The 25,874-nt window shown below is 53.7% G+C and carries 27 protein-coding genes; 16 read left to right on the forward strand and 11 right to left on the reverse strand.

Features of this window, described 5'->3' with window-relative positions:
- The first annotated feature begins 53 nt into the window (after positions 1–53).
- From J0A66_RS03015 to J0A66_RS03040, 6 genes are all read left to right on the forward strand, one after another.
- Entirely contained in the window at positions 54–1,202 is a 1,149-nt protein-coding gene (locus J0A66_RS03015; RefSeq protein WP_206572276.1) for an MFS transporter, read from the forward strand.
- A gap of 43 nt (positions 1,203–1,245) precedes the next feature.
- Complete coding sequence (gene pdxR / locus J0A66_RS03020) at positions 1,246–3,042, forward strand: MocR-like pyridoxine biosynthesis transcription factor PdxR (protein ID WP_206572277.1); 1,797 nt, start codon at positions 1,246–1,248, stop codon at positions 3,040–3,042.
- 125 nt (positions 3,043–3,167) lie between these two features.
- Positions 3,168–4,028, forward strand: a complete 861-nt coding sequence (locus J0A66_RS03025) for a carbon-nitrogen hydrolase family protein (RefSeq protein WP_206572278.1) — start codon at positions 3,168–3,170, stop codon at positions 4,026–4,028.
- Positions 4,029–4,109: 81 nt separating this feature from the next.
- Positions 4,110–6,536: a TonB-dependent receptor gene (locus J0A66_RS03030; protein WP_206572279.1), complete on the forward strand. Its 2,427-nt coding sequence runs from the start codon at positions 4,110–4,112 to the stop codon at positions 6,534–6,536.
- A 93-nt stretch (positions 6,537–6,629) separates the two neighbouring features.
- The gene (locus tag J0A66_RS03035) at positions 6,630–7,988 is read left to right on the forward strand and encodes a tetratricopeptide repeat-containing sulfotransferase family protein (RefSeq protein WP_206572280.1); all 1,359 of its coding nucleotides are present in this window, start codon (positions 6,630–6,632) and stop codon (positions 7,986–7,988) included.
- 61 nt (positions 7,989–8,049) lie between these two features.
- Positions 8,050–9,039 (forward strand): SPM autocatalytic domain-containing protein, encoded by a 990-nt coding sequence (locus J0A66_RS03040; RefSeq protein ID WP_206572281.1) that lies wholly within the window; start codon positions 8,050–8,052, stop codon positions 9,037–9,039.
- Positions 9,040–9,065: 26 nt separating this feature from the next.
- Here the strand turns inward: J0A66_RS03040 and J0A66_RS03045 are convergent, their stop codons facing one another.
- On the reverse strand, positions 9,066–10,016 hold the full coding sequence (locus J0A66_RS03045) for a helix-turn-helix transcriptional regulator (protein ID WP_206572282.1): 951 nt from the start codon (positions 10,014–10,016) through the stop codon (positions 9,066–9,068).
- Positions 10,017–10,178: 162 nt separating this feature from the next.
- On the opposite strand from J0A66_RS03045, the gene J0A66_RS03050 reads away from it, so the two are divergent.
- Both J0A66_RS03050 and J0A66_RS03055 read left to right on the forward strand, forming a co-directional pair.
- Complete coding sequence (locus J0A66_RS03050) at positions 10,179–10,808, forward strand: glutathione S-transferase family protein (RefSeq protein ID WP_206572283.1); 630 nt, start codon at positions 10,179–10,181, stop codon at positions 10,806–10,808.
- A 289-nt stretch (positions 10,809–11,097) separates the two neighbouring features.
- Positions 11,098–12,447 carry a GGDEF domain-containing protein gene (locus tag J0A66_RS03055; RefSeq protein ID WP_206572284.1) on the forward strand — a complete coding sequence of 450 codons (1,350 nt, stop codon included), beginning with the start codon at positions 11,098–11,100 and terminating at the stop codon, positions 12,445–12,447.
- A 26-nt stretch (positions 12,448–12,473) separates the two neighbouring features.
- Here J0A66_RS03055 and J0A66_RS03060 read toward each other — a convergent pair whose 3' ends face one another.
- The gene (locus J0A66_RS03060; RefSeq protein WP_206572285.1) at positions 12,474–12,893 is read right to left on the reverse strand and encodes a VOC family protein; all 420 of its coding nucleotides are present in this window, start codon (positions 12,891–12,893) and stop codon (positions 12,474–12,476) included.
- A 201-nt stretch (positions 12,894–13,094) separates the two neighbouring features.
- Between J0A66_RS03060 and soxR the strand changes: the two genes are divergently transcribed.
- Together soxR and J0A66_RS03070 are read left to right on the forward strand one after the other, a co-directional pair.
- On the forward strand, positions 13,095–13,547 hold the full coding sequence (gene soxR, locus J0A66_RS03065) for a redox-sensitive transcriptional activator SoxR (protein WP_206572286.1): 453 nt from the start codon (positions 13,095–13,097) through the stop codon (positions 13,545–13,547).
- 104 nt (positions 13,548–13,651) lie between these two features.
- Positions 13,652–14,398, forward strand: a complete 747-nt coding sequence (locus J0A66_RS03070; protein ID WP_206572287.1) for a DUF4386 domain-containing protein — start codon at positions 13,652–13,654, stop codon at positions 14,396–14,398.
- A gap of 30 nt (positions 14,399–14,428) precedes the next feature.
- Here the strand turns inward: J0A66_RS03070 and J0A66_RS03075 are convergent, their stop codons facing one another.
- Entirely contained in the window at positions 14,429–14,902 is a 474-nt protein-coding gene (locus tag J0A66_RS03075; RefSeq protein WP_206572288.1) for a LabA-like NYN domain-containing protein, read from the reverse strand.
- A 114-nt stretch (positions 14,903–15,016) separates the two neighbouring features.
- On the opposite strand from J0A66_RS03075, the gene J0A66_RS03080 reads away from it, so the two are divergent.
- Positions 15,017–15,913, forward strand: coding sequence for a diacylglycerol/lipid kinase family protein (locus J0A66_RS03080; RefSeq protein WP_206572289.1), 897 nt, complete (start codon positions 15,017–15,019; stop codon positions 15,911–15,913).
- A gap of 39 nt (positions 15,914–15,952) precedes the next feature.
- On the opposite strand, the gene J0A66_RS03085 is transcribed toward J0A66_RS03080, so the two are convergent.
- The 5 genes from J0A66_RS03085 to fldB form a co-directional block, all read right to left on the reverse strand.
- Complete coding sequence (locus J0A66_RS03085) at positions 15,953–16,372, reverse strand: organic hydroperoxide resistance protein (protein WP_206572290.1); 420 nt, start codon at positions 16,370–16,372, stop codon at positions 15,953–15,955.
- Between the two features lie 129 nt (positions 16,373–16,501).
- A complete protein-coding gene (locus J0A66_RS03090; protein WP_206572291.1) occupies positions 16,502–16,963 on the reverse strand; it encodes a MarR family winged helix-turn-helix transcriptional regulator in 462 nt (153 codons plus the stop codon).
- Positions 16,964–17,028: 65 nt separating this feature from the next.
- A complete protein-coding gene (locus tag J0A66_RS03095) occupies positions 17,029–17,811 on the reverse strand; it encodes a CLCA_X family protein (RefSeq protein ID WP_206572292.1) in 783 nt (260 codons plus the stop codon).
- Positions 17,812–17,818: 7 nt separating this feature from the next.
- The gene (gene folM, locus J0A66_RS03100; RefSeq protein WP_206572293.1) at positions 17,819–18,526 is read right to left on the reverse strand and encodes a dihydromonapterin reductase; all 708 of its coding nucleotides are present in this window, start codon (positions 18,524–18,526) and stop codon (positions 17,819–17,821) included.
- Between the two features lie 67 nt (positions 18,527–18,593).
- Positions 18,594–19,124 carry a flavodoxin FldB gene (gene fldB / locus J0A66_RS03105; RefSeq protein WP_206572294.1) on the reverse strand — a complete coding sequence of 177 codons (531 nt, stop codon included), beginning with the start codon at positions 19,122–19,124 and terminating at the stop codon, positions 18,594–18,596.
- A 245-nt stretch (positions 19,125–19,369) separates the two neighbouring features.
- On the opposite strand from fldB, the gene J0A66_RS03110 reads away from it, so the two are divergent.
- A complete protein-coding gene (locus J0A66_RS03110; protein ID WP_206572295.1) occupies positions 19,370–19,969 on the forward strand; it encodes a porin family protein in 600 nt (199 codons plus the stop codon).
- A 52-nt stretch (positions 19,970–20,021) separates the two neighbouring features.
- Here J0A66_RS03110 and J0A66_RS03115 read toward each other — a convergent pair whose 3' ends face one another.
- Positions 20,022–20,510 carry an acyl-CoA thioesterase gene (locus tag J0A66_RS03115; protein ID WP_206572296.1) on the reverse strand — a complete coding sequence of 163 codons (489 nt, stop codon included), beginning with the start codon at positions 20,508–20,510 and terminating at the stop codon, positions 20,022–20,024.
- A 399-nt stretch (positions 20,511–20,909) separates the two neighbouring features.
- Positions 20,910–21,875 (reverse strand): integron integrase, encoded by a 966-nt coding sequence (locus J0A66_RS03120; protein WP_206572297.1) that lies wholly within the window; start codon positions 21,873–21,875, stop codon positions 20,910–20,912.
- A 244-nt stretch (positions 21,876–22,119) separates the two neighbouring features.
- On the opposite strand from J0A66_RS03120, the gene J0A66_RS03125 reads away from it, so the two are divergent.
- Both J0A66_RS03125 and J0A66_RS03130 read left to right on the forward strand, forming a co-directional pair.
- Positions 22,120–22,548, forward strand: a complete 429-nt coding sequence (locus J0A66_RS03125) for a hypothetical protein (protein ID WP_206572298.1) — start codon at positions 22,120–22,122, stop codon at positions 22,546–22,548.
- Between the two features lie 102 nt (positions 22,549–22,650).
- Positions 22,651–23,175, forward strand: a complete 525-nt coding sequence (locus tag J0A66_RS03130) for a hypothetical protein (RefSeq protein ID WP_206572299.1) — start codon at positions 22,651–22,653, stop codon at positions 23,173–23,175.
- 28 nt (positions 23,176–23,203) lie between these two features.
- Here the strand turns inward: J0A66_RS03130 and J0A66_RS03135 are convergent, their stop codons facing one another.
- Complete coding sequence (locus tag J0A66_RS03135; RefSeq protein ID WP_439098858.1) at positions 23,204–24,175, reverse strand: IS110 family RNA-guided transposase; 972 nt, start codon at positions 24,173–24,175, stop codon at positions 23,204–23,206.
- Between the two features lie 351 nt (positions 24,176–24,526).
- Here J0A66_RS03135 and J0A66_RS03140 point away from each other — a divergent pair, with 351 nt between their 5' ends.
- Together J0A66_RS03140 and J0A66_RS03145 are read left to right on the forward strand one after the other, a co-directional pair.
- Positions 24,527–25,177 (forward strand): DUF5343 domain-containing protein, encoded by a 651-nt coding sequence (locus J0A66_RS03140; protein WP_206572301.1) that lies wholly within the window; start codon positions 24,527–24,529, stop codon positions 25,175–25,177.
- Positions 25,174–25,749, forward strand: coding sequence for a Swt1 family HEPN domain-containing protein (locus J0A66_RS03145; RefSeq protein WP_206572302.1), 576 nt, complete (start codon positions 25,174–25,176; stop codon positions 25,747–25,749). The genes J0A66_RS03140 and J0A66_RS03145 overlap by 4 nt, the downstream gene beginning before the upstream one ends.
- The last annotated feature ends 125 nt before the right edge of the window (positions 25,750–25,874 follow it).

The following is a 25,874-nucleotide window of genomic DNA, read 5'->3' on the forward strand; positions in this document are numbered from 1 at the left end:
CCCGACATCAAAGCTGATAGGCTCATATGATGATTACAACAAGCAGTACCTTTATGTTTTTACCCAAAGTTGCACCCGCCGGCACGGCCGCGCGCATTATGCTGGCTTTCCTGGCCACCGCAGGATTGTTTTACGTCAATATTATGCCAGCCATCGTCTCCGGGCTGATTGAATCCTTGAACTTTTCCCGGGCCGATGCCGGCCTGGTGGCTTCCCTGAATATCTATGGGGCTGCCGTAGGCGCACTGGCGGCAGTGTTTGTCGTGGCGCGGATCTCCTGGAAGCCCGCCGCTTTTATGTTGCTGTTGGGATTAATACTGCTCGACGGCCTGTCCATCCTGGTCAGCAGCCCGGAGGTGATGATGCCCCTTCGTGCCTTGCACGGGGCGGTGGGAGGCCTGCTGGTGGGTATCAGTTTTGCGGTCATTGCCAGGGTTGACCAAGTGCACAAAACCTTCGGCTACCTGTTGTTTGTGCAGTTTGGTCTGGGCGGGGTGGGCGTTATGGTGCTGCCGCCGTTGGCACCTGTATTCGGCACTGCGGCACTGTTTGTTGCCCTGATGGCATTCAGTGCCGCCTCCCTGCTGATGCTGGGTATGCTGAATGATTATCCCGTCGCCAGGCCGGATCTGGATGAGGTAATTGCGCCTGTGCAGATCAGACCTTTGTTGGCGGCCCTGCTGGCGGTGTTCCTGTTTCAGGCCGCCAACATGGGGCTGTACGCTTATATTATTGACTTGGGCAAGATGGCGGGGCTGGATATCGCCTTTATTTCCCCCACTTTGGGGGTGGCCGCCTGGGTGGGTTTGCTGGGGGCATCGCTGGTGATCCTGTTTTCCACCCGTTTTGGCCGGGCATTGCCGCTGGGATGCGCTATTTTTCTCACGGTGCTGGCCACCATCGCGTTGCACTACAGCCAAGTGGCCTGGGTCTTCTGGCTGGCCAATGTGCTGGTCGGGGTCACCTGGGCTTTTAGCATCGCCTATCTGCTGGGTATCTGCGCCGAATTCGACAAGGCAGGACGCATGGCGGCCCTGGGTGGTTTTGCCTCCAAGACGGGTCTGGCGTCGGGCCCCTTTGTGGCGGCATTGCTTTTGACCGACCAAGGCTATGGGCCGTTGATCAATCTGGCCGCCCTGGCCTTGGTGTTGAGTCTGCTGATCTGCCTGTTCCCGGCCCGTTTGCTTGATAAGCAAAGTTGAAAACTGCAAGATGGAACCCATTAGCACCATGGTTCCATAAAGTATGCCGCAGCACTTGTTTGTATTGGACGATGAGGGCAACACCAGCCTGCAGAAGCAGATTCAGCAGAAGTTGATCGATGCCATATTAAGTGGCTATTTCTCGTTGGGCAGCAAGATGCCATCATCACGTAAACTGGCCGAACAGCTTGGTGTGTCCCGCAATACTGTAGTAAGTGCTTATGAACAACTGATAGATGAAGGTTATCTGGTCAGCCGTGAGCGCAGCGGCATCTTTGTCAATGACCAGCTTTTTGAGGATCATGCGCTGGCCGCGGCGGTGCCCCAGCAGTCAGACGATCAGCTTAACTGGCAGGCCATCCTGCATCCCATCAAGGTGGAGAAGAGTCCGCCTCCTTATCCTGATAACTGGCAGGACTATCCCTATCCCTTTATCGATGGACAGTATGATCAGTCTCTGTTTCCGCTGAATCAATGGCGCGAATGTTCGCGACTGAGCCTGAATGTGGACGAAATACAGGGCTGGGCCAGGGACAGCGGTGCCAGGGACGATGCCTTGCTGGTCCAGGAAATCCGCACCAAGGTGTTGCCCAGGCGGGGCATTTTTGCCCAGCCGGATGAAATCCTCATCACCCTGGGCTCCCAGCATGCCCTGTATCTGCTGTCCAAGCTGCTGCTCAGCCATACCCGGTTGCTGACCATGGAAGAGCCAGGCTATCAGGGCATGCGCCAACTGGCCCAGCTCAATTACTGCCCAATCCAGTACGCCAGTTTGGAAAGCGACGGAGTGGATCTGGCGCAAATCAGTCCACAGACCGATGTGCTTTATGTCACCCCCAGTCATCAGGTGCCCACGGCCGTAACCATGGGCCGGGATAAGCGTGATGCTCTGATCCGGCGTGCCAACGAGGAAGATTTCGTTATTATCGAGGATGACTACGAAAGCGAAGCCAACTTCCTTTGCAACCCGCATCCTGCGCTGAAAAGCCTGGATACCCAGGGCAGGGTGGTCTATGTGTCCAGTTTTTCCAAGGTGCTGGCACCCGGTCTGCGGCTGGGGTTTATGGTGGGCCCCGCAGCACTGGTCAAACAGGCAAGGCACCTGCGCGCTCTGTCCCTGCGCCACCCGCCAGCCAACAACCAGCGTATTATGGCTTTGTTCCTGTCACTGGGTTATTACGACATGACCATGCGCAGAATCCACCAGGAACTGAATCAGCGCTGGGCCGAATTGCGCGAAGCCCTAAATCATTACCTGGGTCCCTATATCGTCACCTCGGAAACCATGGGTGGCAGCACCTGCTGGATAGAAGGTCCTCCAGGACTTAACAGCCAGCGCTTTGCCGCCGAGGCGGCCAAGGTGGGGATCCTGGTGGAGCCTGTGCACCGTTTTTACGGCGGGCGTGACAAGCCAGAGCATTATTTCCGCCTGGGGGTGCGCAGTATTCCCACCGCTAAGATACGGCCTGGTGTCCAGCGCCTGGCCCAGTTAATCGCCGAGTTCCGTCAGCAGAAGGATCGCAATTGGGGCAGGCGGCTGACCGGCCAGGCGCTGCTGGAATTTGTCTCCAATTGTCAGTTTATCGGCCGCACCGTATTTGGTGACCCTTACCGCATTCGCCTTAAAGCAGATGGCAGCATGCAAGGCTGGGAAGGTCATCAGGACGAAAAACAGGATACCGGCACCTGGTGGCTAAAGGAGGATATCTGGTATCGCCAGTGGCAGCGCTGGTCCTACGGTGAACTGCTCGGATTCGAAATCCATATCAACGACAACCGTATCCACTGGGTGCGTGACGGCGAACTGGTGGACGCCGCATTCTTTACCATTCCGGAATAATCATCAGGTCAGTGCTGCTCGCCATCTGACCAACTGGCCCAGCATGCAATCCTCAACTGGCCCTGTTCGCCCGTCCTGCCTGTCCCTAAGCTTGGCGATAAACCATTGTGCTGTAAGGAGTACTTATGACGGTCTTTACGCTGGCGGGGCTGCAACTGGAACTGACGCCCCATCAGGACAACTTCGAGCTGATCCGCAGCGAAGTGCTGGCCCTGAAAAAACGCTTTCCCAATCTGGGCATGGTACTGCTCTCTGAACTTTGCACCTTTGGCCCGGCGCCGCGCTTTGCCGAAGCTCTGCCGGGGCCTGCCGAGGACCGTTATGCAGAGCTTGCCGCCGAAGCCGAGCTGTATCTTATCACCGGCTCTTTATTTGAGCGCGACCGGGACAGGATCTACAACACGGCTTCGGCCATCGACCCCCAAGGCCAGGTGATCGCCCGATATCGTAAAATCTATCCCTTCCTGCCCTATGAAGAAGGCGTCTCCAGCGGCGAAGAATTTGTGCTCTTCGATGTACCCGGCGCCGGGCGCTTCGGCCTGTCCATCTGTTATGACATGTGGTTCCCGGAAACCACCCGGGCGCTGGTCTGGCAAGGGGCCGAAGTGATTTTGCATCCCACCTTGACCAATACCGTTGACCGGGACGTGGAACTGGCCATTACACGGGCCAGTGCCGCCAGCCATCAATGCTACATGGTGGATATCAACGGCGCCGGACGCATGGCGGTGGGCAGGTCCATTGTCGCCGGGCCTGGCGGTGAAGTCATTCACCAGGCCGGCGCTCAGCATGAAGCCATTGTCGTGGATATCGATTTCGACTACCTGCGCCGGGTGCGGCGAACCGGCTGGCACCATCTCGGCCAGCCGCTGAAGAGTTTTCGCGACAACGCCGTGCAGTTTCCCCAGTACCAGGGCGGTCGTTCAGAAGTCCTGGAGAGTCTTGGCCCCCTGATCAAGGGCAGCAAGGTCAACTGGTCCGATTGATTGTTGCCAACTGGCCCTACGAGGCCGGTTAGAGGTTAATTAGAGTAAAAGCCAGATTATAAGAACAACGAGGAAGCTTGTATGACAACCCTTAACAAGTGTGACACCAGAACCTTTCGTTTAAGCCCCCTGGCCCTGGCCATCGGTGCCGCCAGCCTGCTGCCCCTGTCCCAGTCCATGGCCCAGGAAGCCCAGCCTGAGAAGCGTGTCGCCGAGGTGGAGCGCATCGAAGTGACCGCCAGTCGGCGCATCTCCACGGTGGAGGAAACCCCCTATAATATCTCGGTAATCAACGGCAGTTCCCTGGCAGAAGCCCAGATAGTCGATTCGGTGGAGATGATCCGTCAGGTGGCCGGGGTGACGGCAGTGGACCGGGGCTATCGCAACTCCGGCGTACTGAACAATATTATTATCCGCGGCATGAACGTGGACTCGTCCGGTAACGGGGACTTTGCCCTGAATGCGGCGCCCACAGTGTCCTCTTATGTGAACGACACGCCCATTTTTGCCAATTTCATCCTAAAGGACATTGACGCGGTGGAAGTGCTGCGTGGACCGCAGGGCACGCTGTATGGCTCAGGGGCCCTGGCCGGTACCGTGCGTTACAAGATGAAAGCCCCCGAGCTGGATTATCTGTCCGGTGCCGCCAGTGCCAGTCTCAGCCGCACCTCGGGCTCCGAAGGCTTCAACAAAAATGTGGACGGTCTGATCAATATTCCTCTTTCCGACACCCTGGCGTTTCGGGCCAATGCCGGTTTTATCCGCAATGACGGGGTCGTGGACTATACCACCCTGTACCAACTGGACAATGAAGGTAAACCGGCGGCGGAGGGCGGCGATATCGCCAACGGGGGGCCGCTGTTCACCAGTAAGGAAGATGCCGACACTGTGGACATCGACTATGGCCGGGCCAGTCTTTTGTTTCAGCCGTCCGAAGCGTTCAAAGCGTTGCTGTCTTACCAGTACCAGTCAGACGAGATCGGCGGGCGTCGACAGGTTACCCGCGGCACTCACTGGGTGACCGGCGAGGAGCAGCCTTATGGCGAATACCAGAATGGCGCCATCCAACTGGAGCCCAGCGAGCGGAAAGTGGACCTGATGGCGTTGGAAATAGAATGGGATCTGGGGTTTGCCACCTTGTCTTCCAGTACCTCCAGCTATGATCATGATGGCAGCTCGGTGAGTGACAACACCGGCTTCTATGCCCAGAACAACTGGTTTGCCTGGTTCTACGGCGGTTCGCCCAGACCTATGGCCCAGGCCGTCAGAAATTACGCCGATGAGGCCTTCACCCAGGAAATCCGCCTGGTTTCCAACACCGAAGGGGCTATCGATTGGATTGTCGGCGCTTTTTATATGGATCAGGACAAATTCGCCAGCCAGGACAGCTTTATGCCAGGCTTTTCAGAATGGGCTCAGGCCAGTGGTTTCGACGATACCCTGGCCTCCTGGGGTGGTACCCTCACCGATCAGGACTTCCGCTACCGGGATAATAGCAATAACAAGGACAAGTCCATATTCGGCGAGCTGACTTATCATTTCAGTGACCGCTTCCGCTCGACCCTGGGGTTGCGTCGCTACGAAAATACCATCAGTAATGAGACCACCATCGAGCTGCCCATCTATCCGGGTGCTTCAAAGGTGAACTCGGAAAACGACGACAGCGGCACTCTGTTCAAGGTGAATCTGAGCTACGATCTCTCCGACGAGGCCATGCTGTATGCCACAGTATCAGAAGGTTATCGTCGGGGCGGCACCAGCGCGGTGCCCATCACCGGCGGCTTTGCCGAAAACCCAGCCTATCTGAACTATGACGCCGATGAGGTGACCAACTATGAAGCGGGTATTAAGGGTAATACCGGCCAGTTGTTCTACGCCTTTACCCTGTACCATATGGACTGGGACAACCCTCAGCTTAACGTGGCAACGCCGAACTGGGGCTTCTATGCGGCGGTCAATGGTGAAGCGGCAGAAACCACGGGCCTTGAGCTGGAAACCCGCGGCTATCTGACCGATAACCTGCAGTTCAGTTTTCAGTACGCCCTCACCGATGCGGAGCTTAGCGAGGATTTGGTGGTGCCGGCCGGTACCCAGGCCGACCCCAGCACTTTTATTCAGGCCGAAGCCGGCGCCCAGTTGCCCAGTACCGCCCGTCATACCCTAAGTGCCGGTCTGGATCATAGCTTTGATTTGAATGCCGACTTCTACCTGCAAAGCCGTTTCGGTGTCTACTACCAGTCCGGGACCCGCAATGCCCTGTCCAGCAATCCGAAGTTTGATATTGATCTGCCTGGCTTCTGGCTGGCCAATGCCGGCGTGACCCTGCATGCGGATGAGTGGATGGCCAGCTTCTACATCAAGAACCTGTTCAACGAAGATGCGGTCACCGGGGTACTGTCTGAGAGTTACATGGGTACCGATCCGGCGGAAAACTTTTACGGCAATGCCTCGAAGGACTATATTGGTCAGCCAAGAACCGTGGGGGTCTCGTTCACCTACCGATTTTAGAGCACCGATCGGTTAGATAATGAGCCCCGCTCTGGTGGTCATAATCTAACCGAACGGTGATCTAGTGAGGCAGACAGTATTAACCTGAGTCACATGCTCCAACAGGCCCGGTCCCTGATAGAGACCGGGCAGCGCCAGCAGGCAGCCGGCCTGCTGAGCCGACTGGCAGATGCCCTGAGGGAGCAGGGCGATTCAACCGGTCATTCTGCCGGCTCACTGGCTGAGCTGGCTTTTTTTTTCAGCCAGATCAAAGCATTCGACAAGGCTGCCGAATGGTTTGAGAAAGCCGTCAGGCTTTCCCCTAACAATCCACTGTTTCTTTATAACCTGGCCACCATGCGCCGTATTCTTGGAGACTTGCCGGGTGCAGAACTGGCTCTGGATCAGGCCCTGGTACTGAATCCTGCCGACGGGGAAGCTCAGCACCTGCGCAGCAGTCTGCGTACCCAGACCCGCGAACAGAACCATATTGACCAGCTTCGTTTGCAATTGGATATGCCCGGACTGCCGCCCAAGCAACGTGTGCACTTGTACTATGCCCTGGCCAAGGAACTGGAAGATCTGGGTCAGTACAAAGAGGCATTTTCTGCTCTCAAGGCCGGAGCGGATAAGCGCCGTCAGCACTTAAACTACGATGTGCGTCAGGACCTGTCAGTGATGGACCAACTTGCCCGAGTATTTAACGCCGCGAAGCTGCAGCGGGCTGGGGCGGGATGTGACAATGCCGAGCCCATTTTTATCCTGGGCATGCCGCGTACCGGCTCCACTGTCGTGGAGCGGATGCTGGGGAGTCACAGCCAGGTCAGTATGGCGGGCGAGCTGAACAACTTTGCCCAGCAGATGATGGGACAGATCAAACGCCAGGCACAAGTCAGTAATATGCAACAAGCCATTGAGGCAAGTGGCGAACTGGATTTTGCCTCCCTTGGCCGGGCTTATATCGACAGCACCCGCCCCGACACCGGCCAGAAGGCGCACTTTATCGACAAGCTGCCGCTGAATTTTCTTTATGTGGGGTTGATTCATCTGGCGCTGCCTAACGCCAGGATCATTGAAGTACAGCGCGATCCCATGGATTGCTGCTATGCCGTCTACAAGCATCTGTTTACCCACGCCTACCCCTTTTCCTATGACCTGAAAGAGCTTGGGGCCTACTACCAGGGCTATCAGAAGCTGATGAGTCACTGGAAAGAGTCTCTGCCGGGACGCATCCATACCATTCGCTACGAGTCTTTGACCGACAGCCCCGAGCCGGTGCTGCGCCATCTGCTTAAACACTGCCAACTGGAGTGGCAGGACGCCTGCCTCAGTTTTGAGAAAAACCGCGCTGCCAGCACTACCGGTAGCGCTGCACAAATCCGGCAGTCCCTGTATACCGGCTCTGTCGGTAAATGGCGTCACTACCACAAAGAGCTACAGCCCCTGCAACAGGCATTATCAAAGCCAATTTAAGTGCAATCCCGGCCTAAATTCGCCTCACCCCCAGCCGATAACAGGATAGGAGGAGAGGTTTATGCAAATGTCGGTCAATCAGGCACAATTCGAGTTGCAACAACAGCGGCTGTATTATCAGGATCGCCAGGTTCTGGCGCGCGCAGCCAGTGAACTGGAGCCGTCCTGGCCCACCCATGAAAAAAGGGAGCCGGAAGCCGACAGTTTCAGCCAAGCCGATGAACAGCATCTGGAAGACTATCGCCAGTATGTAAAACGTCGCATGATTGAGGTGCTGGCCCAGCGTGAGCTGGACTGGCAGGACTTTAAGGCACTGGACGCCAAAGCGTCGGATTCATCTGCTGAGTCGGCCCCCACTCCCGAACGCCAGGTTAGCCTGCTGGTTAAAGAAACCGAGCTGGATTACCAAGCCTATCATCTGCAAATGGGCCTTGATATGCAGACCAGCGAGGGCCAGGCTCTGAGCTTTCAGGCAGAACTGGATTGGCAGCAATTAAACATCTCCAGCCGCACTGTGCTGATGAGCGAACAGCAGCTCAAAGATCCCCTGGTGCTGAATTTTGACTGGCAGGCGGTGCAGTTTAAAGGCGAGTCCTATTTCGATCTGGACGGCGACGGCGAGAAAGACCCTTTGCCCACCCCCCATGGGAATGCCGGCTATCTGGTCCGGGACCAAAATCTCAATGGTACGGTGGATGGTGTCAACGAGTTGATTGGCGCAGTCAGTGGCGATGCCTGGTCAGACATTCAGTCCATGGATCAGAATCAGGACAACTGGCTGGACCACCGTGACGCAGGCTTCAGTCAGCTTTACTGGTGGCAGCCCGGCGCCGCCACCCGGCTGGCGTCACTGTCCGAACTTAAGGTAGAAGGCCTGCTGCTCAGTGGCGCCAATACTCAGGCCACCCTGAAACCTGACGGCGAGCCTGTGGCCCAACTGCGTAAAACCGGTGCCTTTGTTTACCGTCAGGATTCCACGCAGGCCGGCACGGCGCCTGCCAGTGAGGGCTATCAGATGGGACTGATGCAGCAGTTTGATTTTTATATTTGAGCCCAGAACCACGGCATCATCGCAATCTAACGACCCGCCAGTGTCATCAGCCTTTGTGCCTGATCCTGGATCGCCTGTTTAAGTTCTTCAGGTTCTATCACAGTAAAATCAAACGGCATCTGGCACAGCCACTGGCCGAACCACTGGGCGCAATCGCTGCGGATATCCAGCAACAGGCCATCCGGCCGTTCCTCCAACATGGCGGCGGTAGAGCCGAGCATATCAAAGGCGCGTTCTCTGTCCGTATGCAACAGGACCCTGATATGCAGGTTGCCCTGCATATTGTTCAGACTGTGGCGGAAGTGCTCGGCGGCGTCGAAGCCGTCCGGCCGGATAAACGTCAGCGCCAGTAATTGCACCCGCTGTATTCTGTCCAGCCTGAAGGTTCGCAGATCCCTGCGCAGATGACAGTAACCACTTACATACCAGCGGCCTCTTCGAAACAGCAGGCCATAGGGCTCCACCCTTCGGTTGGTAAGGCCCTGCTCCTCGGTGGCGTAACTCAGGTTAATGGCCTGCTGGGCCTGGATCGCAGTCAGCAAGGGCTCCAGATGGGTCGGGGACGGCTCAGGTAAAGAAGAAGGCAGCATCAAGCGTATATGCTCAGAAATGGCTCTTGCCCTGGACTTAAGCTTGTCCGGCATCACCCGCTCCAGTTTGGCCTGCACTGAACTGATGGCGGGCTGGGTATCGGCCATTTGCAGGGCGCTGGCCGCCAGCAGGCCCAGCGACAGAGCCAGGGTTTCTTCGTTGGTGAACATCATGGGCGGCAGTTTAAAACCGGCCATCAGCCTGTACCCACCATCGCGACCCTGCTCGGTGGTAACCGGAATACCCAGGTCTTCCAAAGCCCGGATATAGCGGCGCACGGTGCGCTTATCCACCTCCAGGCGCCTGGCCAGCTCCGTGCCCGTCATACGTCCATGGGTCTGCAACAACTCCAGCAGTGTCAGTACCCGGATAGTGGGTCCGCTCATGGTTTTCCTTGGGTTCCAAATGATGAAAAATATACCGCATTAATAGGACGGATTCTGTCCTATATTACACTTATATTGTCCTGGAAGTGGCGGCAACGCCTTTTGACAGCCCTGCCGGACGCCGGCCGGAAATGCAGCATAACCCAGACAAGGAATGAAACTATGCAAGATCTGATTTTATACACCAACCCCGAATCCCGTGGCCGGATTATCCGATGGATGCTTGAGGAAGTGGGAGTTCCCTATAGTGTTCAGGTCATGGAATACGGGGGAAGTATTAAGTCCCCAGAGTTTTTGAAGATTAACCCTATGGGCAAAGTGCCCGCTTTGAAGCACGGAGATCTGGTGGTCACAGAAGGCGCCGCCATTTGTGCCTACCTGGCCGACCACTTTGTCGATAAGAAGCTGGCGCCTGCTTTGAACAGCCCTGAACGCGGCACCTACTACCGTTGGCTGTTTTTTGCTGCCGGTCCGTTGGAGATGGCCACTACCGCTAAATCCTATGACTGGCGTATCGATGAGGACAATGTTCAGGCTGTCGGCTCAGGCTATTACCAGGACGTACTGAATACCCTGGAGAAGGCCCTGGAACAAGGCCCTTATCTGTGCGGCGAGCAATTCACCGCAGCCGACGTCTATGTGGGCAGTCATCTGGGCTGGGGCATGATGTTCAAAAGTATTGAAGAGCGGCCTGCCTTTAAAGCCTATGTACAGCGCCTGGAATCCAGGGAAGCGGCCATCCGTGCCAACCAACTGGATGACGCCCTGATAGAGCAGAAAGCCCAGGCCTGACCTGCTACCGGCCAGGCTTGCCCTGGCCGATTGTTTTTGCCGGTTATCCCTATTTGAGACTATTGATCAAGCCCTGTGGTCGACGCACGGGGAGCCGCGCTTCAATTCCTCCGTTATGCCTTCCGTTTATACAACCTTTTCTTTATACAACCTGCTGTTGTTAACATTCTGTGCCGCGCTGTTTGGATTAAATATGGCCTGTTAGGTAAATACAGGAGGAGTTGACTAAATTTAAGGGACGCGAATTCACCCAGATGATAAGCCAAAGCTGAAATTAAGGGATTAATCCATGCTATTCCACAGCCCGCCCTTTATCGCTCTGCTGTTGTGTTTTTTGGCCAGTTCCCTGTGTCTGTTTGGTTATTGGTCTGGTATTGAGTGGTTGTTCCGGCCTCAAGCTGACGGGCCGGCCACTAATATATTCACCGCTCTTTGCATGTTGCTTATCTCTGTGGCGGCTTTGTTACGGCCCGCCCTGAGCAGCGTCAAATGGGCCTTGTTACTGTTGGTATTGATCTTCTTGCTGTTGCGTATGAGCGGGGTCTGGTTGCTGCAACAGATATCCACTTGGTTTGTTATGCCTGCGGTCATTACGGACAGTCCGCTGTTCAGTCACGCCATGGGCCTGAACACCTCTATCATGCTGCTGTTGCTGGTTATCGGGATGGGTTGCCAGCTATGGGGTTACCTGCGGCTCGCCCAGGCATTTTCATTTGTTGCCCTGTTTTTCCCTTTGCAGGCTCTGATTGGCTATGTCTACCAAATTCCTGATTTTTATGCAGAAATGTCCTTGCTGACCGTCACCATGGGCCTGTTGCTGATACTGGCCAATTTTCTCCATACCATGCAGGTGGATCCCCTCCATGCGCTGATGAGCGGCCACCTGGGCGGTCGCCTGGCCCGCTACCAGATGTTGTTTGGCTTTTTGGTACCCTTCGCCCTGGGATTGCTGTTAGTCAGTAGCTTTATCGAATCGGGCCTGGCCAATCGTTTCGGGCTGTATGTGGTGGCACTGATATGGTTTATCTTTATCCTGGTGACCGCCAGCGCAGTGGTGCAGGACAAAGTGGAGCGCTCGCGCAGGAAGATGGAGGAACATCTGCGCGAAATGGCAACCATCGATCCTCTGACAAAGTTATACAACAGACGCAAGCTGATTGAGAATGCCCGCCATGAACTGGAACTGAGTAAACGGACAGATACGACTATGTGGGGATTGTTGCTGGACGTGGACAATTTTAAGCTGATCAACGATACGGCCGGGCATGCCATGGGCGACAAGGTGCTGGTGGAACTGGCCAGAGTGATCAGTTCGGCAGTGCGGAAAATCGATCACGTGGGGCGCATAGGCGGTGAGGAGTTCGCCATTGTTTTGCCCGGTACGGACCGTGACGGAGCCCTGACGGTGGCGGAAAATTTGCGTGAAAAGGTTGCGGCTATGTGGGTGCCGGGCTGGACAGACAGCTATTCGCCCATCACTGTTTCCATTGGTGGCGCAAGCTCAGAAGGGCGGGTTACGCTTGAGACTATCTACACGGCGGCCGATGAACAGCTCTATGCGGCCAAGCACAATGGCAGAAACCGGGTGGAGCTGGAGCCGGACCCACAACCCGACTGGGAGCTGGCCCGGCAGAACTGACCGTCTGCTTCGTGACACAGTTAGTATCAGCCATACAGATTGCGCTGCGCAGGAATATCACTGAGGTACTGGACAAATTCCACTTCAAAACCGTCCGGGTCAACAAAGTAGATATTGCGACGGTGCGGATCAATGCTGCCCTGTTTGGCAGGAGTAAATCCGGATCCGGCCATTCGATCAATGAGTCTATCCAAATCTTCAACCACATAAGCAAAGTGGGCCAGGCCCAGGCTGTTGCTTTTCAGATCCCGGTTTTCACCGCTGCCATTGTCGTTGAAAGTCAGGTAATTATAGTCGTCGCCAAAGTGCAACCAGTTACGTCTTGTACCGTACCAGTCGGCCACGCCCTCGCCCCTGATCTTCCAGTGGGGGAAGGCGGCCCGGTAAAATTTCAGGGCGGTGGGGATATCCCTGACCACCAGGTTTAGATGTTCTAGTCTCAGCATATTGTCTCTCCTTATTTGAAATGCATGGTTTGATTGAAGTAACGGAAAAACTCTTTCCAGAAACACCTGCTACCTGATGTTTTCAGTACCGGGCGGAGGTCTTTTTGATCTTGCATGATGTTGTCCTTCTGTTGGGTCCGGCTGTAAGATAAAACCTCAATTAAAGTTTAGGTAAAGTGCTTTTTAATCGGAAAAATAGATATGGACAGACAGAATTTATCAGTTGGTCAGGTAGCCAAGCGTTGTGGGGTGGCGGTATCGGCATTGCATTTCTATGAGAACAAGGGCCTGATCCACAGCAGCCGAAATTCAGGCAATCAGCGACGCTACAGCCCGGACGTGATCCGGCGCGTGTCCATCATCAAAGCCGCGCAGAAGATGGGGGTCGGCCTGAATGAAATCGCCGAGGCCTTTGCCTCTCTGCCCAAACACAAGGCACCGAGCCGGGAAGACTGGCAACAGTTGTCAAGCGGCTGGCAGGCCATGTTGAATGGCCGGATTCGTTACCTTGAGCGCCTGCGCGATTATCTGACCGGCTGCATCGGCTGTGGCTGTCTGTCTATGGCTAACTGCCCCATCTATAACCCTGCGGACAAACTGGAAGATCAGGGGCCTGGGCCGGTCATTTTGGAACAGGCTAATGGCAGCGATTAGTGCAGGACGCAAGTTCCGCTCATATTTGCTTACCATTCTATCCGGGCCCGAAATCGGGCCTGCCTGTAAAGTGACGCTTCATAATTTCCAACCAGAGTACGGTCATGGGCAAGTCCTTCGAACAGAATCCACAACCCTATATACGTTTGGGCGGCTTGCTCTATTTACTCATTATTGTGCTGGGACTTTTTGGCGAAGTCTTTGCCAGGGGAAGCTTGATTATCCCCGGTGATGTGCAGGCGACGGCACAGGGGATTGCCGCTTCAAGGTTGCTCTGGGCCGGCGGGCTCGCCGGCGACTTGCTGATGCAGTTATGTGACTTGCCGGTGATAGTCATCTTTTATCTCTTGCTGAGGCCGGTCAATGCCGGTCTTAACCTGACCGCCACCTTGATGAATCTGGTACAGACGGCGGTGCTGGTGGCCAATAAGCTGACCCTTATTCTGCCCTTGTTGCTGCTTGGCGGAGCAGGTTACTTGGCTGCCATCCCTCCTGAGCAACTTCATGCCCTGGCTTATACGGCCATTAATCTGCATGGCTTTGGGTTTGCGTTGGGCTTAATCTTCTTCGGTGCCGCCTGCCTGTTGCGGGGCTATCTGATTTACCAATCCGGCTATTTCCCCAAACTGATTGGCCTGCTGCTGGCGCTGGCAGGATTTTGTTATCTGCTCAACAGCTTTGCCCTGATCCTGGCTCCATCGCTGAATGACTCTCTGGTACCGGCCATCTTCGCGCCGATACTACTGGGCGAGTTGTCCCTGGCCCTGTGGATGACCATTAAAGGCGTGAATATGCAGCGTTGGTCTGAGCGGAGGGAGAGCACCGGCCCGGTGCAGGCGCAGATCAGTTAAGGGGACAGAGATAGCCCAACTCACGTCTGTTCACAGTAGCAGCTTGTCCTCAATGGGCATGAAAACCGAGGCAGAGTCCATCAGAGATCGGGCCGTCAGACTCTCCACGCCATAGACTTCAAAGCGAATGCCAAAACGCTGTAGGGTGCGTTGTGCCAGCAGGTCGAAGTCGCCGTCACCCGATACCAGCACGATCGCCTCCACCTGTTCAGCCAGTTCCATCACATCCAGGGCAATGCCCACATCCCAGTCGCCCTTAGCCGAACCGTCTTTTCTTTGAATATAGGGTTTTAGTTTCACCTCAAAGCCGATGGCACGCAGGATATTCTGAAACTGACGCTGTTTTTCATCTCCCCGGTCGATGGCATAGGCAAAGGCTGCCACTACTTCCCTGTCCCGGGTGGCTTGCTGCCAGAACCTGTTGTAGTCAAAAGAGCGACCAAAGGCCTGTCGGGTGGTGTAGTAAACATTCTGGACATCGACGAATAGGGCGACACGCTGCATATCATTGGCCACAGGTTGAAGGGGCTCAATAGTGGCAGCATTGCCGGCTGATTACCATTGACAGCCGGACAGTTTACCGCAAACTGGGCAGATTGAAGTTATGTGAAGTCTCCTATGACGGCAGCCGTATCCCGTTATTTTCTGATAGTGGTCAACCCCCTGGCCAGCGACAAAGCCACAGCTTGTCTTGAGCGACTGACCGAAGCCCTGAGCATTCGTAACGACCGCTTCGATGTCTGGTATACCAGTGCCAATGATCAGGCCAACCAACGCCACCTGGCCCAATGCCGGGACCTCTACAGCGACTGGGTGATGATTGGCGGCGACGGCACCCTGAATCTGCTGGTCAATGCCCTGGCAGGCTCCAATGTTCCCCTTGGTCTGATTCCTTGCGGCAGCGGCAACGATTTTGCCCGAAATCTGTATCAGAAGGGAGATGACCCTGTGGAGGTGGCCTTTGGTACGCACAGCGAAGCCATGGATCTGGGCCGTTGCAATGAGCGGTACTTTGCCAATGTGCTGGGCGTGGGATTTGACGGCGCCGTTGTTGCCAGTCTGTACGATCAGCAGCCCAGGTACTTTCGTCGTTGGCGGTACCTGTTGGTGGCCGCCGGTAAGATCTTTTTCTACCGGGAAAAGCACACCTGTCTGCAAAGCAGCAGGAATAAACAGGAAGCGGCCTTTATCGCTACCTTTGCCAATGGCAGGTATTTCGGCGGCGGCATGCAGATAGCGCCCAAAGCGGATATTCACGACGGCCTGCTGGATTGCTGCTGGGTGGCTAGGACCAGCTTGTGGAAGAAGCTGTATTACCTGGCGAGGATCTTTTACGGCACCCATCTTAAAGCCGATGCGGTGGATTACTGGCAGGACAAGGAATTCTATGTGTCTACGCCGGATTTGCCTGTTGAGGGAGACGGTGAGTTTTTTGGCCTGACCCCGGCCAGGATAGCGGTGGCGCCAAAGGCTATCCGCATCAAAACCCCACGCAGCATTGCCAACCCCTCATAGTAAAGGGCCTGAACCAGGCCCTTAGGATGAAGTGAGTCTTTACACGCGGGTGTGCAGGCGCACATCCACATTGCCGCGGGTGGCGTTGGAGTAAGGGCAGACCTGATGGGCTTTTTCTACCAGTGCTTCAGCCGCTGTCTGCGCCAATCCAGGTAGGTTGATAAAGAGATCGATATCCAGCCCAAATCCGCCTTCAATCTGACCGATACCCACCTCGGCACGGATGCTGGTCTCTGCCGGCAGCGCTTGTTTCTGGCTACCGGCGACAAACTTCAGGGCACCGATAAAACAGGCCGAATAACCGGCGGCAAACAGCTGTTCTGGGTTGGTGGCACTGCCCCCGGCACCGCCCAGCTCCTTGGGGGTGGTAAGTTTGACGTCCAGAATACCGTCGCTGGATTTGGCCTGACCGTCACGGCCGCCGGTAGAAGTAACACTGGCTTTATAAAGTACTTGCATGGTGATTTCCTGTTGGCTGATTCAGTTTGTTGACTACGGGATTATATTATCGCGATAATAGTTATCGCGATAATTGAAAAATTCAATAGAGCTGATAGATAAAACTGAACAGACGTCTCTGTGAGGGAGCTATTCCCGTGCCGGCGCCCGGTATCCTGCCATGCTCTGTCGCAAGGCATCGAGCTGCTCTTTGAGAGCCATGGCCTGCTCGGTATTCAGCCCGCTGGCGCACAGGGTGGTGTGGGGGACTGACTCGGCACGTTGCTGCAGCGTTCTGCCTTGTTCAGTAAGGAAGAGCTGGACTTTCCTGTCATCTTTGGGGTTGCGCAGCCGTTCAATCAGTCCCTGGGACTCCAGCCGTTTAATCACCGGGCTTAACGCACCCAACTCCTGCTGCAGCCTTTTCCCCAATTCGGTGGAGGTAATGCCGTCCTGCTCCCATAACACCAGCATCATGAGGTATTGGGGGTAAGTCAGCCCTAACTTCTCCAGTAGTGGCTTGTAGTATTTGCCCATGGCCAGGGAGGCCGAATAAAGGGCAAAGCAGAGCTGGTTATCCAGTTTAAGGGCTTCACAGACTTTGTTTTTCATCAGGTTCCAGCCTAGGGCTTTTGGCCATAGTGGTTGCAGCGGAAGAATTTTTCAAGGGACGGCACTTAAGGGCTGCGCTGGTCCAGCGCCAGTCCCAGCAGATGAAAATAGCCAAGCCAGGCTTTTGCGATATCGTCCCTGTGCTGCCCCATGGGATACAGGCCCACTTCCGCTTCCTGGCTTTGCTTGGTGCCCTGTACCAGGAAAGCATTCTTGACGGGCTGGTCCTGAACAAGGGCCTCGAAGGCGCGGGCTGCCAACTCCTGAGGCTGGGCATAGTAGAAGATCTGCAGTTTCTTATCGATGCTTACGGCGCGTTTCAGATAATCGCTGCCTTCCTGCCCGTGCAGGAACATCAACCGGAAACAGTCTGCGAGTCTCTGGTTGAGAGGATGTTCCACCACAGGAAGATGCCTGAGCCAGCAGTCAGAGGCAAAACCCTGCGGTTTGGCGTTCCTGAACAGTCTGGCGCAGATATAGTGGTCAAACGCATGAAACCATTCATGGGCCAGGGCGCCGCCGCCGGCATTCTTGGCCAGGGCCAGGGTGCGGCTGGTGGACTCATAATGGGCGCTGCTGTGCTTACGGCCGCCGGTGCCAAAGGCCAGGGACAGGGTGCCGTTTAAGGAAATCACCTGTTCGGGCACGGCCAGAATGCTCATCAGATCACAAAGGGCGTCAAAAAACAGGTTGGCGGCCAGTTGTTGTTCTGCCTTGCTCACCCACCTGCCGATGCTGATGGTGCGAAAGCCGAATGTCCTGACGATATCGGCAAAGCCCACATCCTGACCGTCCCGGTGATCCGGGCCGTTACGAAAATAAGGGCGGTGTAAGCGAGAGCCAGACACATTTATCTCAGGGGAGTTTTAAATGCCGGCCACCATCCAGATGCAGGATACGGCCGGTCATATAGTCTGACTCCAGCAGCCATTGGACGGCCTTAAAGACTTCCTGCTCACCGGGCTCGATGCCGAGCAGGGATTTTTGCAGGACTTTTTGCCGGTATTGGTCGTCGTCCCCCTCGTTGAAGCTGATCAGTGCCGGAGCAATGGCATTCACCTTGACCCGCGGCGCCAGCTTGCGGGCAAAAGACAGGGTCAGGTTCTCCAGCGCCGCCTTGGAAGCGGCATAGGCCATGTGTTTGGCGCTGCCGGTCTGGGCGACAAAGTCGCTCATATGGATAATATCGGCCTTGATATGACTTAACCTGTCAGCCAGCGCCTGGTTGATCATCAGCGGCGCTTTGGCATGGACGGCCATCATCTGATCGAATACCTCCGTCAGGTCGCCGTCACTGTCACTATGCCAGTCAGAGGCATTGTGGATAATGGCGCGCAGCTTAGGATAGCGCTGCTTAATCTGGCGGATAAAAGCCACGATACCTTCAGTGGTGGCAAAATCTGCCTGGATACAATCGATGCCCGTTTCTTGCAGTTCGTCAATCAGCGGGCGATGGCGACGGTAGCTGATTGCCACCTTGTGACCTTTTTCCTGCAGGGCTTTGGCGCAAAAAAGCCCGATACGCTGGGCAGCGCCGGTAATCAGAATAGGGGCTGAGTTCATGGCTTATCCAATTTCCTTAGTTGGCAGAGGGAGGGCAGGTCAACATGGCAGGGTTGGAGTAATAAGCTCACAATTGTTGCAGTTCGTCCAGTAACTGATCCACCCACTGATTGATGCGGGCATCGGTCTGGTCAAACTGGTTTTCATCATCCAGTGACAGGCCGACAAAATAGCCGCCGTCGGCTGTCAGCGCCTTGGATTTGGCAAACTCATAGCCCTGGTTGGGCCAGTAGCCGATAACCTGGCATCCCAGTAACAGCAGTTCGTCATGCAACATACCCAGAGCATCCTGAAACCAGTCCGTATAGCCAATCTGGTCACCCAGACCGTACAGGGCCACTATCTTGCCCTGCAAATTCAGGCTGCGGATATCGTCCCAATGGGACTCCCAGTCTTCCTGAATCTCGCCGAAATCCCAGGTGGAGATGCCGAAGATCAGAATGTCATAGCCTTCGGCCCGGCTAAGCGGCACGTCCTTGATATTATGCATTTCCACCAGCTCTTCCCCCAGAGCCGCACGGATTTTCTCGCCCGCCATTTCGGTGTAACAGGTGGTGGAGCCATAGAAAAGGCCAATCTTGGAACTTGTGTCAGTCATTGCCTGCCGGATTGCGTAAAAAATTGGCCCTATTGTGCGTTTTATGCGGACACAAATCCAGTTGAGCGGGATGATCCCCGGCTGTGCAATTACATGTGGAAAGCCTTTGATAACGCACGGTTACAGCTTCAACAGCTTGTTACAGATTAAAGATATTTGCCTCTATTTCGTTTGTGGCCGGTTGGCGCATAATTCCTGGGCGCCCAATGGTGAGGCGCTTTTCGTCAATCAAGGAACCAATTTCAATGAAATCCCAAGTTATGGTGGCTTCACTTTTCAGCCTTTCACTGCTTTCCGTTGCCGTTTCTGCTGCTGCGCCCGAGTGGAACCTGGTGGAGTTGTCTTATGCCAAAGCCGATATCGACGATGCCGATGGTATCTCCCCGGCGGGCTTCAATCTGAGCGGCTCGGCCCTGCTGGGCGATAGCGTGTTTCTCAAGGGTGATTTCACGTCATTGTCAGATGACTTCCAGGTGCTGGGTGAGTCGGTGGATGTGGATCTGGACTGGTTCAGCGCAGGCCTGGGTTATCGCTACGCGGTGTCAGGGCAAACAGACCTGTACGGCATAGTGTCTTACGAATCTTTTGAGCTGAAGGCGTCTTTGGACGGCGAATCCGAGTCGGGTGACGACAACGGCTATGGGCTGACCGTGGGCGTACGTTCCATGCTGACCGGGCAACTTGAGCTGGATGGCTCCATCAGCTATATCGATATTGACGAATCCGAGACTCTGTACCGCCTGGGTGCCAATTACTATTTCACCCCTCAGTTGTCTGTCGGTGCCAGTTACCGGGCCGCCGATGATTTTGATATCTGGTATCTGGGTGGTCGTTTTACATTCTGATGGTTTATCAGACTTGCACCAGGGGCCCTCGGCCCCTTTTTAATTTGGCTGATCACAGGCCCAGATGTTTGATATGGGCTTCCATCTCCTGGCCGATTTTCTCGCGCATCTGCATCAGGCGGATGGCCGACTCCTGCAGGTATTTATCCTCTTCGGTGTCCGGCTGCCACTGAGGCACAGGGGTTGGGCTACCCTGTTCATCCACCGCCACCATAATCACGATACAGTGGGTGGTTAAATTGCGCTCGCTGACCTTGGGGTCACCGGCCATTACGTCCAGTGCCAGGTGCATAGAGGTGCGTCCGGTATAGATAATGCGGGCACTGACTTCCACCAGGCTGCCCACCTGAATGGGGCGGACAAAGCGGATGCCGCCGGCGTAGGCAGTGATGCAGTATTTGCCGCTCCAGCCTGCGGCACAGGCATAAGCGGCCAAATCAATCCATTTCATCACGGCGCCGCCGTGGACTTTGCCGCCGAAATTCACATCCGCCGGCTCGGCGAGAAAGCGCAGGGTCAGTTGTCGTTGTTGTCCGGCCATTGAAACCTCTGTTTTTATTGAGTTTGTTTTAGTCTAGGCGGAAGCGGGGAGGAGTGATAGAGGTAGAGTCGGCTTTAGGCGTCATCCTGATACTGAAATAAATTCAGCATGACGGATTCAGGACCTCTGTCCGGCAGATGCTTTGCTACTGGTCGGAAACATGAAACCAAATAAAGAAGCCAAAAGGCAGCGCCGGCTTGGCCTTCGCAGACACGCCGTGAACCCTTCCGTGGGGGCTCTTACGCAACATCCCTGCTGCATAAGGTCCGCAAAGGCCAACCCGACACTGCCTCTCAGCCTTTTCTCTATCTGTAGGGAAAGAGTTTGCAGGCAGACCGCCTGCTCACGCAGCCGGCTGCTGAAACCGGGTTCTTCACCTACTCGCAGGCGAGAGAGCGTTCACAGTCTGGAAAAAGGGCTGGTTACCCCGTTGGCACCTTGATGCAGAATATGGGTGTAGATTTGTGTGGTGCGGACATCCGCATGCCCCAGTTGATCCTGGACGGTGCGAATATCCGCGCCTGATTGAAGCAGATGGGTGGCGAATGAGTGTCGCAAGCTGTGAGGGGTAACATGTTTTGCCAATTTGGCCTTTTTTGCGGCCTGTCGTATTGCTTTTTGCAGGCAGGTTTCGTCGATATGATGACGCCGGGTGAGGCCTGTTTCCGGATCATCTGACAATTGTCTGGAGGGAAACAGATACTGCCAGCCCAACTGACTTTTGGAGCCAGGGTACTTCTGCTGCAACCTATGCGGTAGCCAGACGCCAGCGTAGTCAGGCGTGTCTAAATCGGCCTCAAGATACTGTTCCACCAGCGTAATCTGACGGCGAATATCATCGAGCAGCTCTGCGGCCAATGTCACGATCCGGTGTTTTCCCCCTTTGCCGTTCCAAATCCGTACGGCCTTGTAATCAAAATCGATATCATGCACCCGCAAACGAACACACTCCATCAGGCGCAAGCCGCTGGCGTAAAGTAACGAAGCCGGCAATCGATAGGTAACGGCAACCTGCTCCAGCAGTTGTCTCACCTCGCCACAGGTCAGTACCACAGGCAGCTTTTGCTGTCGCTGGCTTTTGACAAAATTAAGCTTCACGGACAAAGGCTTACCAATAATTTCCTTATACAGAAACACCAGTGCATTCAGTGCTGAGGCTTGGGTAGCAGCGGCTACATCCAGTTCATTGACCAGGTGATTCAGGTAAGCTTCCACCTCACTATCACCCATGCTGGCCGGATGCCGCTTCTGATGAAAATGGATAAAACTGCTGATCCACTTTAAGTAAGATTCAATAGTGCGTTTGGCATAGCGCCTCGCGTACATTTCCTCGGCGACGTGGCGCAAAAAAGGCGATTTAGCCATAGCAGGCTCCGAACTATAACTGTATGTATGTACAGTTATAGTTTGTAAGCCGCATAACAGCAATATATTAGTAAACCCCCGCCTTTCCCCGGCCCAACATAGCAGTATCGCTATAAGTCAAGCTGGGCAATGGCTGCGGGGCATGGTAAAAAGGTCTGACGTAAAAGTACGGCAAAGACCTGTGTTTAAACACGGGGTTTTGCTCGCTATATAACTGTTAGTTTTTAATAAAAAGGTATCGAAAATGAAAAAATATACTATTTTAGCTTTAGCTTTCTCAAACCTCAGTGCTCATGCAGGGAATGCAGTTATACCGTACTGGACAGTTACTGCATCAGAAACGGCATGTTTTAGCGTCTCAAACATCTCTAGTTCTGATGTTGGATTTAAAGTTACTTTGTTTGACCAAAATGGTAGCAAATACTCTGGTGCCTTACTGTACCCTGTCAATATTTCTGCTCTCGACCAAGATACTAACTTACCAGCAAAGTCTTCAGCATCTTTCTGTTTGCAAAAAAATAGCAGCAATAAGTTTGGTCATGGGTTCATTACTACAAGTGAATCGAGTGATGAAGGAGCCAAAAATTTTGTAGTAGCCAATGGACGTCAAGTTTACTCCGTAAACAGTGCGCACTCGGCTCTGATTCCAATAAATGGTGGATTACCGTTCTAAAAAACTAACAAGTTGAATCAGCGGAAAACCACCCGCAGGCCAAAAGGCGGCCAAGGCGCGTGCGTTTTCCGCTGTTTAAAGCGTTATGCATAAAGGAGAGTTATGAGCATTTATCTAAAGGCTAAACACTGGCAGCTCTTCATTGTTCTAGTCGGGACAATGTTTGCAGCACAAGGCCTTATGATTAGCTCTGCAATGAGCGGTGGTCCTCTCAGCGCCTTAGCGCTAGTCATACCAACGCTCCTTATGGGCATCTTGTTTTTTGGCTGGCTTTGGGCCGTTTCTTCTGCATGCTCAAAAGCTTTACCGCCTGAATTAAAATCTTCACCAATACCTATGCAAGCAGGGCTTGTTTATGCGCTTGTCTATCTAGTCTTTGGCGGTTTCTTTTTCTTTGGTGCCGGTAAACAGCCTCCAGGCTACGTAATAGTCATGCATTTGCTGGCAATGGCAGCCATTTTTTACGCTCTTGGTTTTACCGCCAAACAATTAGTAAAATTAGAACAAGGCCAAGATGTTTCGTTTTTCTCATACTCAGGTCCATTTTTCCTGTTTTGGTTTTTTCCTATAGGTATTTGGTTTATTCAGCCAAAGGTTAATCAATTATTCGGGGCGAGCAATGCATAACAAGTGACTGTGGTTAAAAGTCAATAAATTAAGCCAGGTTTTCACGCCATTTCTCCTCGTTTTTCAGCATGGTATTTAAAATCACTATCAGTTTCCGAAGGCAGGCAATCAGTGCCACTTTGGGCAGCTTCCCTGCAGCCTTTAGCCGCTCGTAATAGCCTTTGAAGAGCGGGTTGCATTGGATGGCCGACATCATGGCCATGAACATGACGGTCCGCACACGGTGCCTGCCACCGCGTATTCGCCGTTTGCCGGTATAACTGCCACTCTCTTTATTCATGGGCGCGACGCCAACCAATGCCGCTATCTCTTTGCGGTTCAGTTCTCCCAGCTCAGGTAGCTCTGTCAGCAGGGTGTAGGCCAGAACTTTGCCGACGCCAGGTACACTAGTGAGTATTTCCACTTTCATTCGCCAGGCTTTACTCTGGCAGATGAGTTCATCCACTTGGCAGGTAATCTTCTCTATCTGTTTTTGTAGTTGCTTCAATAGACTCTTGATGGAGCTGTGCAATGGTTTGGGCAGAATGTGCAATGGTTTGGGCAGAATATGCAGACGATTCTTTTCCATTGTCGCCATTTCCAGCAACTGGCTTCGCCGGACGAGAAGATCTTTGATTAACCTTGCCTGCTTGCCGGGGATGGGCTTGATATCAGGCTCCAGCTTGGCAGCAAACAAGGCAATGACAGAGGCATCAATCTTGTCTGTTTTGGCTAATACGCCAATGGCCTGGGCGAAACGCCTGACTTTAATCGGATCTACCACTACCACCGGTAATCCTGCCTGGTCACAGGCAAACACAAAGGCATGCTCATGGCGCCCCGTAGCTTCAGTGACAATGCGCTTTACCGGGTAACCCTTTAGGATCCTGACCAGTTTAAGGATGTCATCCTGGTGATTAGCAATACTGAAATGCAGATCCAGCGGATGTAGTTGGATATCCAACTGCGACTTACCAACATCTACACCTACGTTCACTTCTATTTGTTCTTTTTGGTTCATCATAATAAGCTGACTCTTGCTTGCTATGCGGGCTCGAGGCCCCAATGACTGTCCGAGTTATTGCTTAAGAGTTATGCAGCGCTACCCACTTGTTACCGGTCTCTCAGAAGAGGAGCCGCCGCTCAATCGAGCTGCTGCATAAAGACCCTCAACGGCCATTGAGGGTGGGCCTCTAATTTACCCAAAAGGAAAAGGAATTTTGATGATTTCTGAACCATACAAGTTGCGTAAGTTCGCCGCAAAAATCGCGGCTGGGACAAATACTCACTGGGCTTCGCCCAACAACGTTCGCATTTGCCCCTTGGCAAAGCGTTAGCCCTACGAAACGAACTCAGAAATAGGAAATATAAAATGGCATTGATGACGGCGTACCTACTGAAGACGAGCAATTTAGGGGAATTTTTTAATGCAATTCAGTCGGCAAGGGCCCCAGAAAGGTTCACTCAACAATTCCTAAAAGACTTGGATTTTCGAAGTAGTAATGACCGGTTGCTTGTAGGCGTACTAAAGGGGCTGGGTTTTATTGATGATAGTGGTGTTCCTCAACAACGGTATTTCGAATTTCTTGACCAATCTAACTCCGGGCGAGTTTTAGCTGAGGCTATAGAGGAGGCTTACAGCGACTTATTTAATCTTAGAAAAGATGCTCAAAATATGGAGATTGCCCAAGTAAAGGGTAAATTTAAGAGCCTGACTCAAGGCCAAAAGTCGGACAACGTAATAAATAATATGGCTGCGACCTTTTCGGCTTTATGCGAGCAAGCCGACTGGAGTAAGCCAAGCAAAGCTAAAGAAGCTAAGAAAGAGTCAGTTAGTAAAGAAAATGAGGCTGCGAACCAGGCACCACATAAATCCCCCGACAGCTCACAATTGAAAGAAGAACTAGCGGATGCGGAAAAGAAATTAGAGCTACATTACAACATTCAATTGATTCTGCCAAACTCTCGAGATCAAGCCGTCTTTGACGCATTGTTCACCAGCCTTAAGAAGCACTTGTTATGACCAAAATAGATGTTGACCAAGTATATTCTTTTGTTTATCGAGGACAGCTTACAAGGCAGGCTCTTAATCACTCCTTTCGTTCTGATGGTGAAAGTAAAATAGCTAGACGATTGCCGCTAGAGCTGATCGAAGATGTGCACATTGAAGTAGCTAATGAAATGGCGGTTGTCTATACAGCGATATCTGGATTCGAGCGGTCAGTCAGATCTTTTATTAAAAGCCGTCTACTGGACCCAGAAGTGGTAGGCGAGAACTGGTGGGAGGAGTGTGTACCTGAAAAGAGAAGGAAAAAAGCAGAGTCACGGAGAGACGAAGAGAATAAGATCAGGTATCACGCTAAAAGGGGGGATAGTCTTCTCGACTACACTGAGCTGGAGGACCTCTCTGCAATTATTACGACTAATCCAGATCATTTTGCCGATTTTATTCCAGATTTCGAGTGGGCAAAGCATATATTCAAATCTGTGGAGCGATCGAGAAATATCATTATGCATAGTGGTGAACTAGAACCAGAGGATGTAGAGCGGTTGGCTATGGCTATGCGTGATTGGTTGACGCAAGTAGGGGGCTAATCGGGTAACCGGAGGTTTCTAGCCCCCAGTCCCCACAACACCCTGCATGCGGCTCCGCACAGGGCGTTTCACTCAGGGTAGTGAAGCTTGATCCATCCATCACGCAGTGAGACCAATCCAGCCTG

Source organism: Bowmanella dokdonensis, from assembly GCF_017254865.1.
In the GTDB taxonomy this organism is placed as follows: Bacteria; Pseudomonadota; Gammaproteobacteria; order Enterobacterales; family Alteromonadaceae; genus Bowmanella; species Bowmanella dokdonensis.

Excerpts from the sequence above, each read along its gene's own strand:
- J0A66_RS03145 (WP_206572302.1), top strand. The coding sequence starts at position 25,174 with ATGACCAAAATAGATGTTGACCAAGTATATTCTTTTGTTTATCGAGGA.
- J0A66_RS03110 (WP_206572295.1), top strand. The coding sequence starts at position 19,370 with ATGAAATCCCAAGTTATGGTGGCTTCACTTTTCAGCCTTTCACTGCTT.
- J0A66_RS03050 (WP_206572283.1), top strand. The coding sequence starts at position 10,179 with ATGCAAGATCTGATTTTATACACCAACCCCGAATCCCGTGGCCGGATT.
- J0A66_RS03045 (WP_206572282.1), bottom strand. The coding sequence starts at position 10,016 with ATGAGCGGACCCACTATCCGGGTACTGACACTGCTGGAGTTGTTGCAG.
- soxR (WP_206572286.1), top strand. The coding sequence starts at position 13,095 with ATGGACAGACAGAATTTATCAGTTGGTCAGGTAGCCAAGCGTTGTGGG.
- J0A66_RS03070 (WP_206572287.1), top strand. The coding sequence starts at position 13,652 with ATGGGCAAGTCCTTCGAACAGAATCCACAACCCTATATACGTTTGGGC.
- J0A66_RS03125 (WP_206572298.1), top strand. The coding sequence starts at position 22,120 with ATGAAAAAATATACTATTTTAGCTTTAGCTTTCTCAAACCTCAGTGCT.
- J0A66_RS03115 (WP_206572296.1), bottom strand. The coding sequence starts at position 20,510 with ATGGCCGGACAACAACGACAACTGACCCTGCGCTTTCTCGCCGAGCCG.
- J0A66_RS03075 (WP_206572288.1), bottom strand. The coding sequence starts at position 14,902 with ATGCAGCGTGTCGCCCTATTCGTCGATGTCCAGAATGTTTACTACACC.
- J0A66_RS03015 (WP_206572276.1), top strand. The coding sequence starts at position 54 with ATGTTTTTACCCAAAGTTGCACCCGCCGGCACGGCCGCGCGCATTATG.
- J0A66_RS03140 (WP_206572301.1), top strand. The coding sequence starts at position 24,527 with ATGGCATTGATGACGGCGTACCTACTGAAGACGAGCAATTTAGGGGAA.
- J0A66_RS03085 (WP_206572290.1), bottom strand. The coding sequence starts at position 16,372 with ATGCAAGTACTTTATAAAGCCAGTGTTACTTCTACCGGCGGCCGTGAC.
- J0A66_RS03090 (WP_206572291.1), bottom strand. The coding sequence starts at position 16,963 with ATGAAAAACAAAGTCTGTGAAGCCCTTAAACTGGATAACCAGCTCTGC.
- pdxR (WP_206572277.1), top strand. The coding sequence starts at position 1,246 with ATGCCGCAGCACTTGTTTGTATTGGACGATGAGGGCAACACCAGCCTG.
- J0A66_RS03025 (WP_206572278.1), top strand. The coding sequence starts at position 3,168 with ATGACGGTCTTTACGCTGGCGGGGCTGCAACTGGAACTGACGCCCCAT.
- fldB (WP_206572294.1), bottom strand. The coding sequence starts at position 19,124 with ATGACTGACACAAGTTCCAAGATTGGCCTTTTCTATGGCTCCACCACC.
- J0A66_RS03130 (WP_206572299.1), top strand. The coding sequence starts at position 22,651 with ATGAGCATTTATCTAAAGGCTAAACACTGGCAGCTCTTCATTGTTCTA.
- J0A66_RS03055 (WP_206572284.1), top strand. The coding sequence starts at position 11,098 with ATGCTATTCCACAGCCCGCCCTTTATCGCTCTGCTGTTGTGTTTTTTG.
- J0A66_RS03080 (WP_206572289.1), top strand. The coding sequence starts at position 15,017 with ATGACGGCAGCCGTATCCCGTTATTTTCTGATAGTGGTCAACCCCCTG.
- J0A66_RS03030 (WP_206572279.1), top strand. The coding sequence starts at position 4,110 with ATGACAACCCTTAACAAGTGTGACACCAGAACCTTTCGTTTAAGCCCC.
- J0A66_RS03120 (WP_206572297.1), bottom strand. The coding sequence starts at position 21,875 with ATGGCTAAATCGCCTTTTTTGCGCCACGTCGCCGAGGAAATGTACGCG.
- J0A66_RS03135 (WP_439098858.1), bottom strand. The coding sequence starts at position 24,175 with ATGAACCAAAAAGAACAAATAGAAGTGAACGTAGGTGTAGATGTTGGT.
- folM (WP_206572293.1), bottom strand. The coding sequence starts at position 18,526 with ATGAACTCAGCCCCTATTCTGATTACCGGCGCTGCCCAGCGTATCGGG.
- J0A66_RS03060 (WP_206572285.1), bottom strand. The coding sequence starts at position 12,893 with ATGCTGAGACTAGAACATCTAAACCTGGTGGTCAGGGATATCCCCACC.
- J0A66_RS03040 (WP_206572281.1), top strand. The coding sequence starts at position 8,050 with ATGCAAATGTCGGTCAATCAGGCACAATTCGAGTTGCAACAACAGCGG.
- J0A66_RS03035 (WP_206572280.1), top strand. The coding sequence starts at position 6,630 with ATGCTCCAACAGGCCCGGTCCCTGATAGAGACCGGGCAGCGCCAGCAG.